This is a genomic window from Limosilactobacillus agrestimuris (assembly GCF_943193105.1).
GTDB lineage: Bacteria > Bacillota > Bacilli > Lactobacillales > Lactobacillaceae > Limosilactobacillus > Limosilactobacillus agrestimuris.
In genome coordinates this window covers 142,936-159,846 of the sequence record NZ_CALPCW010000002.1, presented here as the reverse complement: position 1 = coordinate 159,846, position 16,911 = coordinate 142,936, and the positions used below count along the sequence as shown (strand labels likewise).

Sequence of the window (16,911 nt, the reverse complement as noted above, 5' to 3'; positions counted from 1 at the left end):
ATTGGGCTAGCTGGATTCGAACCAGCGCATGACGGTACCAAAAACCGTTGCCTTACCGCTTGGCTATAGCCCAATAAAGTGACCCGTGCGGGATTTGAACCCACGATACCAGCGTGAAAGGCTGGTGTCTTAACCACTTGACTAACGGGTCATACTATAACACAGCACAAATAATAATATCAAGTCTTCCCAAAAATTACAAGCTTTTTCGTGATTAAATTTAAAATTTTGTTTCCTCTTAATTATCTTAGTACATTAATAATTTCTCTTATATTTTAATTGCCATTATAATCAAGTATAATTACTATAACGCTTAAACTAATCAGGAGGTTATTATGACAAAAAAATCACTCAAAAAACAGGTAATCCATTTGCTTGCTGTTACAGTTTTAACCACTAGCTCTTTAGGTGGCGCGGTTCTTGCAACCACTCCTGTTGCTTCTGCCGCTACTGTTTCACAAAGTAAGATTAAAATTAATGAAAAGACCGCTGTAAAGAAATTCAACAAGCAGTTTAAGAACGTTAAAGTTGACGAAATCCAATTGGAAACTAAAGGCAACAAGTTTGTTTATGAAATCTCCGGAAGCGATAACCAAAAAGAATATAGCGCCCATGTAAATACTAAATCAGGTAAAGTAACTAATGCACATTCTGAACCGGTTGATAATGGTGATCAAAAGACTCACCTAGACTTAGATAAACTCATTAGTCGTAAGAAGGCTAACCAGATTGCCGAGAAAGCAGCCAAAAATGGTAAGGGCCAGTCATGGACTCTTGAAAATGAAAATGGCACTCCAGTCTGGGAAGTTGAAGTTGTAAATGGTCATAAGTCAACTGATGTTAAGATTAACGCCCAAAGTAAAGAAGTTCTTAACGTAGAACAAGATGATTAATAAATTAAACTCTCCAAAGCTTACAAAAAGGTCAGAATTTTTCTGGCCTTATTTTATTACTACACTAAAAACTATCTGCCTCTTATAGTATGATAGAGTAGGTTTAATCATTCATTGAAAGGACTTTTGTTTATGGATATTCCTAATCATCGGCAACAATTCGCTGCACTTGTTCAAGCTCAAACAACAGTTATTTCTGCTTTACCCTACTTGCTAGGTTGCGCGTTTACCTACTTTTACTATCGCCATTTTAATTTAGGTGACACACTTCTTCTTTTTATTGCTGTTATTAGTTTTCACCTTGCCGTTAATGGTCATAACCAATACACCGACTACCAACGATTCACTACCAGTGGTTCTATTTCTGAAAATAATATAATCACTAAGTTCAAAATTGCCTTACCTTGGGCCCGGCTGATTATCGGCAGTTTAGTTCTAGTCTCAGCAATCATTGGAATTTATCTTACAATTAAGGCTGGTTGGCCCCTTCTTTTAATTGGAATTTTAAGTTTCATAATCGGCTATGCTTATTCTGGTGGCCATCATCCAATCCTTAAAACACCTTTAGGGGAACCCGCTTCTGGAATCACAATGGGATACAATATTACACTATTGGCTATTTATATTAACATTTACAATTCTCCCCAATTTGATCCTTTCTTTTGGTTAACAGGCCTCCTTGTTTCTCTGCCAGCGATCCTAGTGATCAGTAACGTTATGCTTGGAAATAATATTTGTGATCGCAAAGAGGACGTCCAGATCGGTAAGCGAACCCTCGTCTATTACATCGGTCGTCCCGCTGCCATGAAGGTGCTGGTTAGTTGCTATGCCCTTAGTTATATTGCAATTATTGCAGCAGTAATTCTTCGGCTTTTGCCTGTATTTACTCTTCTTAGCTTACTTACCATTCCCCTTGTTTACCAACGAATTAAAGTATTCATCAATCAGCCAGATAAAATGACCACTTTCTTTAACATTCTGATTAGTTTACAGCTAATTTTAATTAGTGAAATCATCTTTACCGTTATCGGAATTTTCTTCAATATTAGATAAACTAATTTAATTACCGCTAACATTGATAAAGACCTCAAGTTCAATTCTATCGAACTTGAGGTCTTTATACTTTATTTAATAATCAGCATTAGATTAACTTCTTCAATTCTGCCAATGCCTGATCGTAATCAGGTTCATCCGTTAATTCTTCAACAATTTGGCGGTAAACAACTTTTCCTTCCTTATCAAGGATCCAAACTGACCGCGCAAGGATTCCTTCGTCTGGAATTAGTAACTTGGAGGCGTAACCAAAGGATTCTTCCTTGTCAGATACCAACTGCATGTTCTTAACACCTTCAGCTGCACACCATTTTTGTTGGTCTTCAATCGTATTGGTTGAAATCGTCAAAAAGTTAACCTCTGGGAACTGATCCATCGTTGAGTTAAACTTTTTTGTTTGAATACTACATACTGGAGTATTAATATCTGGAACAACACTTAATAACGTTACCTTTCCAAGTAGCTGACGAGTTTTTATTTTATCGTCATTCTTATCAAATACCTTAAAGTGTGGGAAGTCGTCACCAACTACTGGCGGATTACCAACTAGTTGCCGTTTTTCACCATTGATCGTGATCTCCATCATTAATCGCTCCTTTACTAATTTTGATTGAATCAAGTATAACCAAAATCAGCATAAAAATCACTCATTTAATTTCTTAATTTTGTTTAATCCACTTGCTTTTTATTTCGGAATAAACGAATGCAATTTCCAATAATAAAGCCAACAACCGCAAAGGGAATCCACGAAAATCCTAAGGAAAAGAGTGGGAAGTATTGGTGGGCAATCCCAACCATTGCCTGAGTAACTGCCGTCTTTTGCAATACTGCTGGTAAATGATTTACCAAGTCAAAGATTGCTGGGATAAGCGTCAAACCGGTCGTCACTCGATATACAATCGGGTCAGTCTTAAAAAGTGGTGATGTAATCCCCAAGAGCGTTAAGGTAATTGCCAACGGATAAAGGAACATTAAGACCGGTGTCGACCAGGTAATAATTTTATCCAAGCCCAAATTAGCTACTAAAAGTGAAAAAAGACAGTTGATCAATAAAAATACTTTATAGGAAATCCGGGGAAACAGGTGGTGAAGATCCTCTGAGAAGGCAGCCGCAAGCCCCATCGCAGTTGTCAAACACGTAACGGAGGTTAGGGTCGCTAATAACGCATTACCCGCAACGCCCATGTAATGGTAAGCAATCTGGGCTAGCGTTATCCCACCATTATCCGCAATCTTAAATTGGTGAAGACTCGTTGCCCCCATCCAAATCAGACAAATGTAAATAACAGCGATTCCCATGATCCCCACTGTCCCACTTTTAGCTGTGGTCCACGAAATCTTTCTTGTGTCCTTAATGCCTAAATCTTTAATCGCACTAATTACCGCGACACCAAACGCCAAGCATCCCAGAATATCCATCGTGTTATACCCTTGAAGGAACCCACTCGCAAAGGCGTGGTTAGTATATTCCATCGTAACTGGCGTTGTGTTGGTATTCCCCATTGGTTTAATAAACGCCAAGAAAAAAATAATAAACAACATGACCAGGAAGATCGGGTTAAGAATTTTCCCAATAAGATCCGTAATTTTTGCTTCAGTAACGGTCAAACCATAGACAATTGCAAAGAAGATCCCAGTATAAATTAATAAGCCAATTGAATTAGCACTCGCGGAAATATGCGGAGCAAAACCAATCGTGTATGGAACCGTCGCTGTTCGCGGCATCGCAAATAGTGGTCCTAGAGTTGCCTGAACAAGGACTAAAAAGATCAATGCATAGTAGTGACCAATTGGCCGTGCCAGGTCATAAATCCCGTCTGAACGCGTAATACTAATCGCCAGTAGTGCCATTAATGGTAGAAGGACACCGGAAATCAGAAATCCACTACTCGCACTTAGCCAATGGGCACCCGCTAATTGTCCTAAATGGACCGGAAAAATAAGGTTTCCCGCACCGAATAACACACCAAAAATTAAGGACGCAATTACCAACGTTTGTCGTCCCGTAATCTTCTTCTCTTCCATTTTTAAATTTCCCCCAAATAAATCTCTCTTAACGTCAACAATTAAAAAGCGCCCCTTAAGCAAACTGCTTAAAGGGCGCCAGAGCGTGTTACCACCTTTTTTTACATTATTATCACTAATAATGCCTCATCTCGTACATTGAACTAAGTCAAAATACGATGACGCGATGACGGGCGCTCCCGGTTAGGACTTCTCTCCGTCGCCCTAACTACTCATAGGTTACTTTCTTCTCGAGCTGGTTTCCCTGACTTTCACCTGCCCAGGGTCGCTAACTTAAACCAGTATCAGATTACTCTCCTAATCGCTGTATTTAATCGTTAACTATTGTTTATTAATATACAAAAAGTTACTCTATTCGTCAAATTGACTTTAATTAAAGAACCCTTGAATCCAGTTCACAAAGCGATCCCACCAGGACTGGGCCTGTTGCTGGGCAGCTTTACCATCCTTTGAATTCAAGAACTGCTTTGCCTTATTCATCATGTCACCAGTTGAGTTCTTAACGTTATTGATCGTGTCGCTAACATGGGAACTGTAGTCCTTACTTGAACTAATCGGGGCGTTATTGAACTGAACCAATGCATTTACAATCGTGGTTGTATGGTTCTTAGTTTCATTGTAAATGTTCTGTTTCTTCAAGTTTTGGTTCAAAATATTCTCTATTTGAACCTGCGTTGGCTGTTCTCCACTCCGTTTTTGCTTATTAATCTCTTTAGTCGTATTACCAACTGCTGCCATTAATTTTCCGGGATAACTACTATCATCCTTATTGGCATCAATTGCATCATTCGTGGCACTCAACATTTGGTTAGCTGATTGAGTGTTTTGGTGGTTTAAATCTATTCCATCCGCATTTAATGCCTTATAAACCCCAGTAAGCGCTGATTCACCTGAGACTGGACGGTTAGCGGAAACCGTAATTGTCACGTCCGTTACCCCGGCCATTTGGGCAACCATCGCATATTGCTGAGCCGTTACCTTGGTGATATTACTCTGACCATTAAACTTCTTCACGTTTACCTTAACTCCAGATCCTGGATCAGTCGGAACGATGGAGACAGAACTTACCATGGCCGCATTGGTTGTTGAATCATTGGGATTAATGTACTTTTGATAATCACTAGCAGTCGCCGTAAGCGTCGTAAAGTCGCTATTCACTCCCAAAATATTGCTTAATTCACTTTTCTCCGCTGCCCCAGCACCATAGACGACATATGACTTATTCAACTTGTGTGTCTGGGTAGTTGAAGCAGAGTTCGAACTCGCCGTCACCTGATCATTCGCATGAACAATAACCTGTGAAACGGGGGTTGCTACTAGCGTCATCGCTAAAGTAGATGTTAATAAGATTACTGATAATTTCTTTGAACGCATTATTTATTCTCCTATCAAAGACGGATTACTATCCATCGTATTATTTAATAAGAATAAAAAAACTGCTCTAAAAATACTAGCTCTTTGCCAGAATCTTTAGAACAGTTTATAAATTTTGAAATGCGGTATTTACTTGAACTTACACACTAATTTGCCCAGTAGTGCTTCCACTCTTGGTTAATATTGTACCGTGTCGTGGCTGTTCCGGTCCAAGAAGGAACCTTAACAACCCCATCGATCTTGCTCTTTGGTACAAAGCCCCAGTAACGACCATCATTAGAAACGCTCCGGTGATCCCCAAGGACAAAATATTCACCCTTTGGAACCTTTGTTGCACCACTATTTCGCAACCAATTATTTTGAACTGAGACGCTTCTCAAAGTCCAATCACCGGTTCCAGAAGTTCGTTGGGTCTTGTTAATGTAGTTCTGGTTAATCTTCCGCCCGTTAACGTAGATATTACCGTTATCTGAACGGACAGTATCACCAGGAACACCAATGACCCGCTTAACGTAATCAGTCTTAGTAGCCACTTGAGGATCAACCCCGTTGGCATCAAAGACAATTACGCTTCCGCGGTGGATCTTTGCAGTTTTCAGGCAAAAGACCCGTTCATTATTCTGCAAGTTAGGTAACATTGACGGACCATCAACCCGCACGATTTGGAACAAGAACTGCTTGATTAACAGGGCAATCAATAATCCAATTACAATCGGGATTACCCAGCTCATCGTTTGACGAAATGCTTTCATTACCTTTTATCCCTCGATTTCAAAATCATTAAAACTAAGAAAAGTTTACCATAAAAACGGTAAATGGCGTAATTCTACCCCACTATTATTTATCATACTCTTCCATTAGCTTCTGTGACAATTGGTAATCACCAACATAAGGAATATCTTGGCCCTTTTCGTGCATGAATCGTTCACGACCCTTAGCAGCCATAAACATTGCATCTCCAGGCTTAGCCATTTCGAATGCCTGCTTGATTGCGGCTACCCGGTCAACATTAATAATTACTTTGACGTTTGGATTAGTAATGTGTTCCTTAATGGCTTCGTCAATGTGGTGTGGATCTTCAAAGAAGTTATCTTCACTCGTTAAGATTGCAACATCGGCATATTCAGAAAGTGCCCGACCAACGTCCTTTCGGCGGGATTCAGCCTTCCCACCAGCAGCTCCGATGACCACAATTAATCGGCCATCAGGATATTCATGTTTCATAAACTTAAAACTTTCGGATAAGCTTAGGTAGTTGTGAGCATAATCAACACAGGCAACGAGGCCAGCTTTATTTTTCAGAAATTCCATTCGGCCAGGGACCCGGGTTTCCTTCAATCCTTGGGCAAAATCAGATGGATCATCCTTGAGTTGGGCACTAACAGTAATTGCCGCTAAGGCATTGCTGTAGTTAAAGTGTCCCGGAATCATTACCCGGAATTCACCGTTAACTGCTGACAAGTTGTCGTTATGTGACGAAACATCAAAGTAACCGTGATCCTTACCATGGTAACGGTAATCCGCATCGCTTTCGTCACTACCGAACGTAATTAACTTCTTTCCCAATTCATGAGCCTTTTGTGCAAGTAACTCATAGTAGTCCATATCACGATTAAGGATAACGGTGTTACTATTTACAATAATCTGGCTCTTGCACCAAAGATAATCATCAAAGGTTGGGTGTTCAACTGGACTGATATGATCCGGTGAAATGTTCAAGAAAACACCGATGTTAAAGTGGAGACCATAAACCCGTGACTTCTTATAAGCTTGACTAGAAACTTCCATTGCCAAGTACTTCATTCCGTTATCGACAGCCCCCCTCATCATCCGGAAAAGATCTAGGGATTCTGGGGTTGTCAGATGAGCTTCAATAAAGTTCTTACCATCAATACACTCATCAATTGATGAGAATTGACCAACTACTGGGCCAAATTCATGCGCTAAGATATGGCGGGTAAAGTAAACGGAAGTAGTCTTTCCTTTTGTTCCCGTAAAGCCAATTAATTCAAGCTTTTCATCGGGACAGCCATAGAAGTGACGAGCAATCACTGCCATTGACTTTTGCACATCAGTAACAATGATTTGTGGCGTTGATTGAGCTTGCTGATCTAACTTATCAGTGTAAATAAGTTCAGAGATCGCAGCAGTTACTCCTTTTTCAATGGCACTTGCCAAATATTCAGGGTTAAACTTCAAACCCTTACAGAAAAACAGGGTGCCATCACTGATCTTACGGGAGTCATAGGATAGATCGGTAATTTCGGCGTTTGCCGTATTTTCTGGGACAGTGTAGTACCAGTCACCGTTAATAATAATTTCCTTATAAAGACCATTTTCTTTTAGTAAATCAGTGATTTCTTTTAATGTGAGCATTTATTCAGCCACCTCATCAAGTTTCTTAACTTCTTCAGGAATAAAGTCATCAATAAAGTATTGCTTGTACCATACCAAGAAAGTATAGATTGTCCAGATCTTCCGTCGACCATCAATCTTACCGTTAAAGTTATCATCAAGTAACTTCAAGATCTTATCTTGGTCAAAGAATTCCTTAACAAAGTCTTGTTCAAAGAGGTCCCGAACTTCTTCGTAGTACTTCTTTTCACGCAACCATGCCCGAACTGGAACTGGGAAGCCCATCTTTGGCCGAGTTGCCCATTCTTCAGGAAGGTGACGGTTAGCTGCCATCCGGAAAGCCCACTTAGTTCCGTGACGGTTAAAGAGGTATTTCGTTGGGGTATGACCAGCAACCCGCATCACTTCACGGTCCAATAATGGTACCCGCAATTCAAGCGAGTTAGCCATACTCATCTTATCGGCCTTCAAGCAGATATCACCAGGCATGAACTTGTGAATATCAAGGTATTGCTTCTTGGCAACTTCATCAATATCCTTATCTTCAACATTCTTCAAAATTGGGTCAATAATATCATCAATTGTTGGACCACAGTTGTATTTTTCTTGAAGAATATCAGCTGCTTCATCTGGTGAGAAGATGTATGCTTGTCCAATAAACTTCGATTCACGAACTGGTGCCAATGCACGGAACATGTGTAATTGACCATGGAAGTGCTTGCCGTCTAACCATTTAGCAATCTTGTAACGCTTTTCTTGTGGCAATTCACGTAACTTATCAGTAAACCAACGGATCAACATTGAGTTGGAGTTGAAACCATAGTCAATGTACCCAGCAAATAATTCGTCGGCCCCTTCACCAGAAAGCATGGCCTTGTAGCCATTTTCCTTAGCAAGACGGGTCAAGAAGTATAACGGAATAACTGATGGGTTTGAGTCTGGTTCATCCAAGTAGTATTGGATCAATGGGAAAGTATGGAACGCTTCCTCATTAGTTAACTTTGCATCAGTGTTCTTCAGATCGAGCTTGGCAGCAAGTTCACGTGCCTGCTTAGTTTCATCATAGGTACTATCGAAACCAATTGAGAAGGTATTATCTGGCCGCATCATTGCTGTAACGTAACTTGAGTCAACCCCAGCTGAAAGGAAGGAACCAACCTTAATCCCTTTATCAGCAAATGAGTGGGCTTTAACGGAGTCACTTACGATATCTTCAATGTTATCAACGGCCTTATCGAACCCTTCATCTTGGGGATCAAAGTCTGCGTCCCAGTATTCCTTCATGTCAAATTGACCATCTTTATAGTGGAAATAGTGGCCTTCTGGCAACTTGTAAATATCCTTAAAGAAGGTCTCTTGAGTTGCTGAATATTGGAAAGTCATGTAAGGCTTTAACGCATTCTTGTTTAATTCCTTATTAAAGTTCGGGTGATCAAGGAAGGCCTTAATTTCAGAACCAACAAAGAAGGTGCCGTTCATCTTCCCGTAGTAAAGTGGCTTAATTCCAAAGTGATCCCGGGCACCAAACATATCCTTATTTTTAAAGTCCCAGATAATGAAGGCGAACATTCCCCGGAGACGTTTTAAGACATCGTCACCCCATTGTTCATACCCGTGAAGGATTACCTCAGTATCAGCATGAGTCTTGAAAGTATGCCCTAAATCAATTAATTCTTCCCGTAATTCTTTAAAATTGTAAATTTCACCGTTAAATTCAATTGCCATACTGTTATCTTCGTTAAAGATTGGTTGGTTACCACTCTTAACGTCGATGAAACTTAACCGTCGGAAACCAAGAGCAACATTTTCGTCTACGTATTGACCTTCTGAGTCTGGTCCCCGGTGGATGATCCGGTTCTTCATTTTCCGAATCAAGCTATCTTTAAGCTTTGGATCTTCGTTATCAACGAAGGCTACAATTCCACACATCTTGAATTCTCCTTTTCTTAACGTTGTACAAAGTACTTTTGGTAGTTCTTATTAATCAACCAGAATGAGTAATGCATTAATAGCCGTTGCTTGAAGCTATCGTTCTTATCAAAGGCAGTCGTTCCCCACTGCCCTGCTTCCAAGAGCTTCTTGGCCTTTTCCTTATATTTATTTTCTTTAGCATACTTGTAGAAAACCTTCTTTGGCGCATTGAGCCAGAGCATGTTTCCCTCAGCATAATCAGTTTCTTTAAATGGCTTGTGATCAATCACATCATCAACCACGTACTTAGCTAAGTTATAGCCATTAAGGGTACAGTAGAAACTACTCCGCCCCTGACGAAGGTTAATTTCAAAAATCTTGAACTGCTTATCACGCCGGTCATACTTCATATCAAAGTCCGCAAAACCAACGTACTTTACTTCTTCCAAGAACTTTTGAATTGTCTTGTAAATTGCCATATCCTTTTCTGGCAAGATAACCATGTAGTTGCCGACCGCTACTGGTGACGGATCTTCTAGCAATGGGTGAGCTAGACTAATCATCCGCACATTGTGGTCAGAATCCACATAGGCGTTAACAGTCCGCATATTGGAGTCATCACCCGGAATAAAGTCCTGAGCAATCATCTTCCCGGTATAACCAGCCTTATAGATCTTTGGCATTAATTCATCAAATTGTTCACGCTTATCTAAAACATAAGCTTTCTTCCGACCTTCAAAGTGAATATCAAGCCATTCAACACTATCAGAAGGCTTTAACGCAATTGGAAAATCAAATGGCAATTCAATTGGTTCACCAGATTCAACTTCGTCTTTAGTAATGATCTTTGTCTTTGGGTAAGGAAGACCATATTTTTCAGCTGCTTCGTAGAACGTTTCTTTCGTTCCCAGCTTATTAAAGAGAGCCGCATCCACGTATGGACAAATGAAGTGTTCTTTTAATTCATCCAAGTGGTTAGCGATTAATTCCGTATAACCATCCCCACAAGAAAGCAGTAAGTATTTCTTCTTTGGATCAAGGTTTGCAGCAATCTTACGCATTGTTTCAATAAAAACTGGATCCTCATTGAATCCTTCAACAACATGGACATCGACCAGCTTAGTATAACGAGTTGGTGCCATGTGCATTACTCCATAGGCAATACTCTTAATACCATATTCTTGATAAAAAGACCGTGCCATTCCGTAACAATTAAAGTCTGTCCCCAACAGGATTGGTTGAAAATCCTCGCGGGGTTGACTAATCTTTTCACTCATCTCTACTTGCCTCGTTTGCTTTTTAAATCAATCTTCAGTATAGCGATTCTCAAAATATTTGTAAATAGAATAAAATGAGGCGTAAATCAAACTTAACTTCAAACTACGCCTCATTTTAAATTACCGAATTTACTTTCGAATGTAGACACTCAAAATTGCTAAATCAGCAGGATTTACCCCACTAATCCGAGAAGCTTGTGCAAGGGTTTCAGGACGGATCTTTTCAAGCTTTTGCCGACCTTCTGTTGCCAAGCCATCAACCTTTTCGTAATCAATATTAGCTGGGATCCGCTTTGCTTCCATCCGCTTCAATCGAGCAACCTTTTCTTCTTCCTTCTTAATGTAACCAGCATACTTTAATTGAATTTCTACTTGTTCAATTACGTGACGATCCAACTCTTCAGCCGGTGCCGGAATGAACTTCATTAGCGTCTCATAATTAACGTATGGACGCTTAATGAAGTCAGCTGCGGTGATTGCATCCTTCAAGCGATTATCACCATGGGCCTCGATGAATTGGTTAACTTCATCGTTGTTTGGCTTAAGCTTTTCACTCTTTAAGCGGGCAATTTCGTCTTGAACTTGATTTTCCTTCTTTTCCATCTTGGCATAACGTTCATCGCTGACAAGGCCAATTTCATGCCCCTTCCCCATTAAACGGAAGTCAGCATTGTCGTGACGAAGGATTAACCGGTATTCAGCCCGGCTAGTCAATAGACGGTATGGTTCCTTAGTTCCCTTCGTTACTAGGTCATCAATCATTACCCCAATGTAAGCGTCTGACCGCTTGAGAACAAACGGCTTCTTTCCAAGGGCCCGCAATCCTGCGTTAATTCCTGCAATCAATCCTTGACCAGCGGCCTCTTCATAACCTGAAGTTCCATTAGTTTGGCCAGCAGTATACAGGTTTTTAACTAATTTAGTTTCAAGTGTTGGGTGAAGTTGGTATGGTGCAACCACATCATATTCAATCGCGTATCCTGGACGCATCAATTGGGCATCTTCTAGTCCCTTAACAGAATGTAAAATCTTTTGTTGGATTTCTTCTGGCATTGAAGTGGATAACCCATCGACATACCATTCGTCAGTGTCTCGTCCTTCAGGTTCCAAGAAGATTTGGTGACGACTCTTATCCGCAAACCGGACAATCTTATCTTCGATTGATGGGCAGTAACGTGGGCCAACTCCCTTAATTACCCCGGAGAACATTGGGGCCCGATCAAGGTTATCCCGAATTAGTTCATGGGTCCCCGGATTAGTATAGGTTAACCAACATGAAATTTGTTCACTTAATGGTAAGTAATGATCATCAGGAGTATCAAAACTAAAGTGGTGAACTTCCTTGTCACCAGGTTGTTCTTCAGTTTCATTATAGTGAATTGTATTCCCATTAATCCGTGGTGGGGTCCCAGTCTTGAACCGTTCAAGATCAAAGCCAAGTTCTTCAAGGTTCTCCGAAAGTTTTACAGCAGACTTGGAGTTATTTGGACCTGACTCATATTGGAGTTCACCAATAATAATCTTTCCCCGAGCGGCAGTTCCGACAGTCAAAACAACTGTTTTTGCATGGTAACGGGCACCAGTATTCGTAATGACCCCCTTGCAAACTCCATCTTCAACAATTAGTTGGTCGACAGTTGCCTGACGAAGATCCAAGTTTGGTTGCTTTTCAATTGTTTCTTTCATTGAACGGTGGTATGCATGCTTATCAGCTTGAGCACGCAATGCCCGGACGGCAGGGCCCTTCCCGGTATTGAGCATCCGCATTTGAACATAAGTCTTGTCAATATTGTGCCCCATCTCACCACCAAGGGCGTCAATTTCACGAACCACAATTCCCTTAGCAGGGCCACCAACAGACGGGTTACATGGCATGAAAGCAACCATATCGAGGTTAATGGTTACTAACAAGGTCTTGTTTCCCATGCGGGCAGCAGCAAGTGCCGCCTCGCTTCCTGCATGGCCAGCACCAACGACAATTACATCATAATTATCGCTATCGTATTGTACTGCTTCACTTGTTTGCATTTTCTTCCTCCTACTTTCCTAGACAGAATTGACTAAAGAGTTGATCCAACAATTCGTCTTGGTAACTATCACCGGTAATTTCACCCAGAAGATCCCAACAACGGGTCATATCAATTTGCACGAGGTCAACTGGCATCCCCGCAGCAATCCCCTTAAGAACATCGCCTAAAGCATCGTCTGCTTGGTGGAGCAGCCCAATATGACGCGCATTAGTTACCATTACGCTATTCTGGTTATTTTCAATTCCTTCTTCAAAGAACATCTTACTAATGGTTTCACCAAGCTGGTTCATTCCCTCATTCTTCACGATTGAAGTTTCGATCAACTTGTCGTCTCCCACTAGTTTCTTTAATTCATCCCGATCGACCTTATTTGGTAAATCAGTCTTGTTTAAAATCACAATTCGTTGCTTGTCCTTAGTTGCTTCAAGGAGTTCCCGATCTTCGGCTGTTAGTTCTTCTGAATTATCAATCAACAATAAGATAAGGTCAGCAGCATCTAAGGCCTTCCGACTCCGTTCAACACCAATTTTTTCAACCTGATCTTTTGTATCGTGAATTCCAGCAGTATCGATCAACTTCAGTGGTACCCCGTTAACGTTAACGTACTCTTCAATCACGTCCCGGGTTGTCCCAGCCACGTTAGTAACGATCGCTTTATCTTCATGTAATAAGGAATTAAGCAAACTGGACTTTCCAACATTTGGTCGACCAATAATGGCGGTTGCTAACCCTTCCCGAAGGACCTTCCCCTGCTTTGCGGTCTTTAATAGCGCTTCAATCCGTTGACGAATTTCGGTAGCCTTTTCCTTAAGCATCTTGGTCGTCATTTCTTCAACCGCATCATATTCTGGATAATCAATATTAACCTCTACCTGGGCCAAGACATCCAAAATATTCTTCCGAAGCTTACGGATTAAATGGGATAAGTTCCCGTCAAGCTGGTTTAAGGCAACCTTCATCGACTTGTCTGTCTTTGCCCGGATTAAGTCCATTACAGCTTCAGATTGAGATAAGTCAAGACGCCCATTTAAGAAGGCCCGTTTGGTAAATTCACCTGGTTCTGCCATTCGGGCACCATAGCTTAGTACCAGTTGGAGGATCCGGTTAGTTGCGAGTAGTCCACCATGACAATTGATTTCCACAACATCTTCACACGTATAAGTATGCGGTGAACGCATTACCGAAACCATCACTTCATCAACTTCTTCATTATTATCAGGGTCAATCACATGACCATAGTTGATCGTGTTTGTTTGAACTTTGGCGAGGTCTTTTCCCCGATAAATTTTTTGCGCTACCGGAATTGCGTCATCCCCACTGATCCGGATGATCGAAATTCCCCCTTCACCAACTGGGGTCGAAATCGCTGCAATTGTATCATTATCAGTGTTTGCCACCGCCAAGACTCCTTTCTAATAAAAAAAGCGCCCTCCACGTCATCCGCCAATCGCTTGGCAATCACATGGTCAAAGCACTTTCACTACTTTAACAAGTATTCTAAATTTTATAACCGCAATTATTTTAGTTTCATCATCCTAAAATGTCAACTATTAAACCCGGTTGTTCTTATGAGCCCTAATTTTTAGGTGCAATCACAATACTTCGGTATGGCTCGCGACCATGGGAATAGGTTTTAACATGAGGGTTATCCTGGAGTTCCTGGTGGAGTTGTTTCCGTTCACGAGCTGGCATTGGGTCAAGGAAAACAGCTTGTCCAGTAGAAACGACATCCATTACAGACCGTTCTGCTAATTGCCGTAAGGATTCTTCACGACGTTGACGGTAGTTTGCCGTATCTAAGACTACCATCGTCTTTTCTGCACCGTGGTAATTCATAAAGGCATTGCTGATTTGCTCCATCGCATTAATTCGCCGCCCATGATGACCGATAATCCGCCCAGACTGCTCACTTTGTAAGTCAATCTTTACCTCATGAGAACGAACATCCTCAATAACCGGATTAACTTCAATCCCCAAGTTTTTAAACACGTCTTTCAGGTATTCAGCAAGATCCTGGCTTACTTTCTTTACCCGTTTAACATTTTGTTCGTGACGTCGCTTCATCTCAGCTGGGTCAATCTCGTTTTTCTTCACCGGTTCATGACGAGGTTTTGGATCCCGTTGACGCTTACTTTGCCGTTTTTTGTTATGGGATTTCTGACTTTGTTCATGCTTCTTTGCCTTTTGGGGAGCTTCTTTAACTGACACTTCAATTATTGCGTCCCGGCGGCCGATTCCCAAGAACCCATGACGTGCTGACTGAACAATTTTAATTTCTAATTGTTCTTTTGCTACCCCAAGTTTCTTACTAGCAGAGGCAACTGCTTGTTCAACAGTTTCTCCTGTATAACGTCCCATTAATTTTCATCTCCATCCTAATTACTTAACTAGGCTATTTTACAACGGAATCATGGTTTACGCCAAACGAGTTCTTTACTTAGTCACAGTATACTTTTGTAACCTCACCACTAGTAAGCGCCATTTTCTTACCATGTTTATCTTCAATCACCAGTCTTGCCTGACTATCAATGCCACACACCCGGCCAACAATTTCAGTTCTTTCCCGCATCACTTTAACCATTTGTTGGTCCAGGTAATTATGCTGACGATATTGATCTAAGAACTTGCCAGATTGGTAATTTGCATTTACCTCAATTAGCTGCTTTACAATCTCTGCAGTCAGCTTATTCCTGTCTACTCCTCAATCCGTAATCGTCTCTGCAATATTTTTAACGAAGGAGGAAATTGTTTTACGTTAATATTAAGACCGATCCCGGTAACGTAACAATAAGAATGTTCCTGCATTTGATATACCGATTCACAAAGAATTCCCCCAATTTTTCTTCCAAAAAGATAGATATCATTTAACCACTTTAATTGAAACGGAAGGGCTGGGTAAAATTCTTGGAGTGCATTTAGGACAGCCACACCAACACCGGTAGTAAATAAGCCACTCTGTTGAATTTCTCGTGGCGTCTTATGGGGTAAAACAATCGTCATATAAATTCCTGCATTGGCTGGTGAATAAAATGTCCGACCAAGTTTCCCGTAACCCGCACTTTGTTGGTTAGCGACTACCAATAATTCTCTTCCTAACGAACCTTTTTCCAAAACCTGCTTAGCATAATCCTGGGTTGATGTAACTCGCGATTTCACAATTATCTTTCCAGAAAAATTAGAACAAAAATGACTTATCTTCTCTCAGATAAGTCATTTTTCATTACTTGCTTCATTAGATTAAATGCACACCTTTATCAACATAAATCACGTCACCAACAACCCCAGTTGATAGATCACTCATTAAGAATGCGCAAGTTCCACCAATTTCTTTCAAACTTACACTCTGACCATCAACAGTCCGTTCTTTAGACATCTTTAATAGATCCGCGTGACCATTAATTCCCGTAACTGCTAGTGTCTTCACAGCCCCAGCAGAAATGGCATTAACTCTAACATTAGCATCGCCCATATCACGTGCCAAGTAGCGAACACTTGCCTCTAATGCTGCCTTAGCAATCCCCATCACGTTATAGTTAGGAATTGCCCGTTCAGAGCCAAAGTAAGTCAAAGTGACAATGCTATTTGGATCGTTAAGGAGTTCTAGGCTTTGAGCATACTTTGCCACGGCAATTAATGAGTATGCTGAAATATTTTGGGCAAGTGCATAGCCATCTCTGCTAACACCAAGGATTGAACCGCCTAATTCTTCTTTTTTTGCGTAGGCAATCACATGAACGATTCCATCTACGGAGCCAACAGCTTCTTTAATGCTGGTAAAGGCCTTCTCGATACTCTCATCATTTGCAACGTCACATTCAAATAGTTGAGCATCATCGCTTACTAACCGTTGAAGGCTGCGCTTCATCCGATCATTTTGATATGTATAGATAATGGTAGCTCCTTGACGTTCAATTTCTTGCGCACATCCCCAAGCAATTGAACGTTTATTAGCTACTCCCATTACAATAATCTTCTTATCTGCTAAAATTTGCG

15 protein-coding genes and 2 tRNA genes are annotated in these 16,911 nt (G+C 40.9%); 2 read left to right on the top strand and 15 right to left on the bottom strand.

Features of this window, described 5'->3' with window-relative positions:
* Nucleotide 1: 1 nt before the first annotated feature.
* Both NFR46_RS02440 and NFR46_RS02435 read right to left on the bottom strand, forming a co-directional pair.
* Nucleotides 2-73: transfer RNA gene (locus NFR46_RS02440), tRNA-Gln, on the bottom strand.
* A gap of 6 nt (nt 74-79) precedes the next feature.
* Nucleotides 80-151, bottom strand: a tRNA-Glu gene (locus NFR46_RS02435).
* 184 nt (nt 152-335) lie between these two features.
* On the opposite strand from NFR46_RS02435, the gene NFR46_RS02430 reads away from it, so the two are divergent.
* Together NFR46_RS02430 and NFR46_RS02425 are read left to right on the top strand one after the other, a co-directional pair.
* Nucleotides 336-893, top strand: a complete 558-nt coding sequence (locus NFR46_RS02430) for a PepSY domain-containing protein (RefSeq protein ID WP_251574373.1) — start codon at nt 336-338, stop codon at nt 891-893.
* Between the two features lie 132 nt (nt 894-1,025).
* Nucleotides 1,026-1,946, top strand: coding sequence for a prenyltransferase (locus NFR46_RS02425; protein ID WP_251574372.1), 921 nt, complete (start codon nt 1,026-1,028; stop codon nt 1,944-1,946).
* A gap of 88 nt (nt 1,947-2,034) precedes the next feature.
* Here the strand turns inward: NFR46_RS02425 and tpx are convergent, their stop codons facing one another.
* From tpx to fabI, 13 genes are all read right to left on the bottom strand, one after another.
* Nucleotides 2,035-2,529 (bottom strand): thiol peroxidase, encoded by a 495-nt coding sequence (gene tpx / locus NFR46_RS02420; protein WP_251574483.1) that lies wholly within the window; start codon nt 2,527-2,529, stop codon nt 2,035-2,037.
* An 86-nt stretch (nt 2,530-2,615) separates the two neighbouring features.
* Nucleotides 2,616-3,971: a branched-chain amino acid transport system II carrier protein gene (gene brnQ / locus NFR46_RS02415; protein WP_251574371.1), complete on the bottom strand. Its 1,356-nt coding sequence runs from the start codon at nt 3,969-3,971 to the stop codon at nt 2,616-2,618.
* A gap of 369 nt (nt 3,972-4,340) precedes the next feature.
* Entirely contained in the window at nt 4,341-5,345 is a 1,005-nt protein-coding gene (locus NFR46_RS02410) for a DUF1002 domain-containing protein (RefSeq protein ID WP_251574370.1), read from the bottom strand.
* A 146-nt stretch (nt 5,346-5,491) separates the two neighbouring features.
* Complete coding sequence (gene lepB / locus NFR46_RS02405; protein WP_251574369.1) at nt 5,492-6,097, bottom strand: signal peptidase I; 606 nt, start codon at nt 6,095-6,097, stop codon at nt 5,492-5,494.
* Nucleotides 6,098-6,182: 85 nt separating this feature from the next.
* Nucleotides 6,183-7,721 (bottom strand): UDP-N-acetylmuramyl-tripeptide synthetase, encoded by a 1,539-nt coding sequence (gene murE / locus NFR46_RS02400; protein WP_251574368.1) that lies wholly within the window; start codon nt 7,719-7,721, stop codon nt 6,183-6,185.
* On the bottom strand, nt 7,722-9,629 hold the full coding sequence (gene asnB / locus NFR46_RS02395; protein WP_251574366.1) for an asparagine synthase (glutamine-hydrolyzing): 1,908 nt from the start codon (nt 9,627-9,629) through the stop codon (nt 7,722-7,724). It abuts the gene before it with no gap.
* Nucleotides 9,630-9,646: 17 nt separating this feature from the next.
* Nucleotides 9,647-10,888, bottom strand: a complete 1,242-nt coding sequence (locus tag NFR46_RS02390) for a carboxylate--amine ligase (protein ID WP_251574364.1) — start codon at nt 10,886-10,888, stop codon at nt 9,647-9,649.
* Between the two features lie 129 nt (nt 10,889-11,017).
* On the bottom strand, nt 11,018-12,916 hold the full coding sequence (mnmG, locus tag NFR46_RS02385) for a tRNA uridine-5-carboxymethylaminomethyl(34) synthesis enzyme MnmG (RefSeq protein WP_251574362.1): 1,899 nt from the start codon (nt 12,914-12,916) through the stop codon (nt 11,018-11,020).
* A 10-nt stretch (nt 12,917-12,926) separates the two neighbouring features.
* On the bottom strand, nt 12,927-14,315 hold the full coding sequence (gene mnmE, locus NFR46_RS02380; protein ID WP_251574360.1) for a tRNA uridine-5-carboxymethylaminomethyl(34) synthesis GTPase MnmE: 1,389 nt from the start codon (nt 14,313-14,315) through the stop codon (nt 12,927-12,929).
* 178 nt (nt 14,316-14,493) lie between these two features.
* On the bottom strand, nt 14,494-15,276 hold the full coding sequence (gene jag / locus NFR46_RS02375; RefSeq protein ID WP_251574358.1) for an RNA-binding cell elongation regulator Jag/EloR: 783 nt from the start codon (nt 15,274-15,276) through the stop codon (nt 14,494-14,496).
* Nucleotides 15,277-15,355: 79 nt separating this feature from the next.
* A complete protein-coding gene (locus NFR46_RS02370; protein WP_251574356.1) occupies nt 15,356-15,499 on the bottom strand; it encodes a hypothetical protein in 144 nt (47 codons plus the stop codon).
* Nucleotides 15,500-15,612: 113 nt separating this feature from the next.
* Nucleotides 15,613-16,074, bottom strand: coding sequence for a biotin--[acetyl-CoA-carboxylase] ligase (locus tag NFR46_RS02365; protein WP_251574354.1), 462 nt, complete (start codon nt 16,072-16,074; stop codon nt 15,613-15,615).
* Between the two features lie 76 nt (nt 16,075-16,150).
* Nucleotides 16,151-16,879, bottom strand: a complete 729-nt coding sequence (fabI, locus tag NFR46_RS02360) for an enoyl-ACP reductase FabI (RefSeq protein WP_251574352.1) — start codon at nt 16,877-16,879, stop codon at nt 16,151-16,153.
* Nucleotides 16,880-16,911: the final 32 nt, after the last annotated feature.

Bases quoted from the DNA above. Each gene is read 5' to 3' on its own strand.
- asnB (WP_251574366.1), bottom strand. From the start codon at position 9,629: ATGTGTGGAATTGTAGCCTTCGTTGATAACGAAGATCCAAAGCTTAAA.
- brnQ (WP_251574371.1), bottom strand. From the start codon at position 3,971: ATGGAAGAGAAGAAGATTACGGGACGACAAACGTTGGTAATTGCGTCC.
- mnmG (WP_251574362.1), bottom strand. From the start codon at position 12,916: ATGCAAACAAGTGAAGCAGTACAATACGATAGCGATAATTATGATGTA.
- murE (WP_251574368.1), bottom strand. From the start codon at position 7,721: ATGCTCACATTAAAAGAAATCACTGATTTACTAAAAGAAAATGGTCTT.
- NFR46_RS02425 (WP_251574372.1), top strand. From the start codon at position 1,026: ATGGATATTCCTAATCATCGGCAACAATTCGCTGCACTTGTTCAAGCT.
- NFR46_RS02410 (WP_251574370.1), bottom strand. From the start codon at position 5,345: ATGCGTTCAAAGAAATTATCAGTAATCTTATTAACATCTACTTTAGCG.
- NFR46_RS02430 (WP_251574373.1), top strand. From the start codon at position 336: ATGACAAAAAAATCACTCAAAAAACAGGTAATCCATTTGCTTGCTGTT.
- tpx (WP_251574483.1), bottom strand. From the start codon at position 2,529: ATGGAGATCACGATCAATGGTGAAAAACGGCAACTAGTTGGTAATCCG.
- jag (WP_251574358.1), bottom strand. From the start codon at position 15,276: ATGGGACGTTATACAGGAGAAACTGTTGAACAAGCAGTTGCCTCTGCT.
- NFR46_RS02370 (WP_251574356.1), bottom strand. From the start codon at position 15,499: ATGGTTAAAGTGATGCGGGAAAGAACTGAAATTGTTGGCCGGGTGTGT.
- NFR46_RS02390 (WP_251574364.1), bottom strand. From the start codon at position 10,888: ATGAGTGAAAAGATTAGTCAACCCCGCGAGGATTTTCAACCAATCCTG.
- lepB (WP_251574369.1), bottom strand. From the start codon at position 6,097: ATGAAAGCATTTCGTCAAACGATGAGCTGGGTAATCCCGATTGTAATT.
- fabI (WP_251574352.1), bottom strand. From the start codon at position 16,879: ATGGGAGTAGCTAATAAACGTTCAATTGCTTGGGGATGTGCGCAAGAA.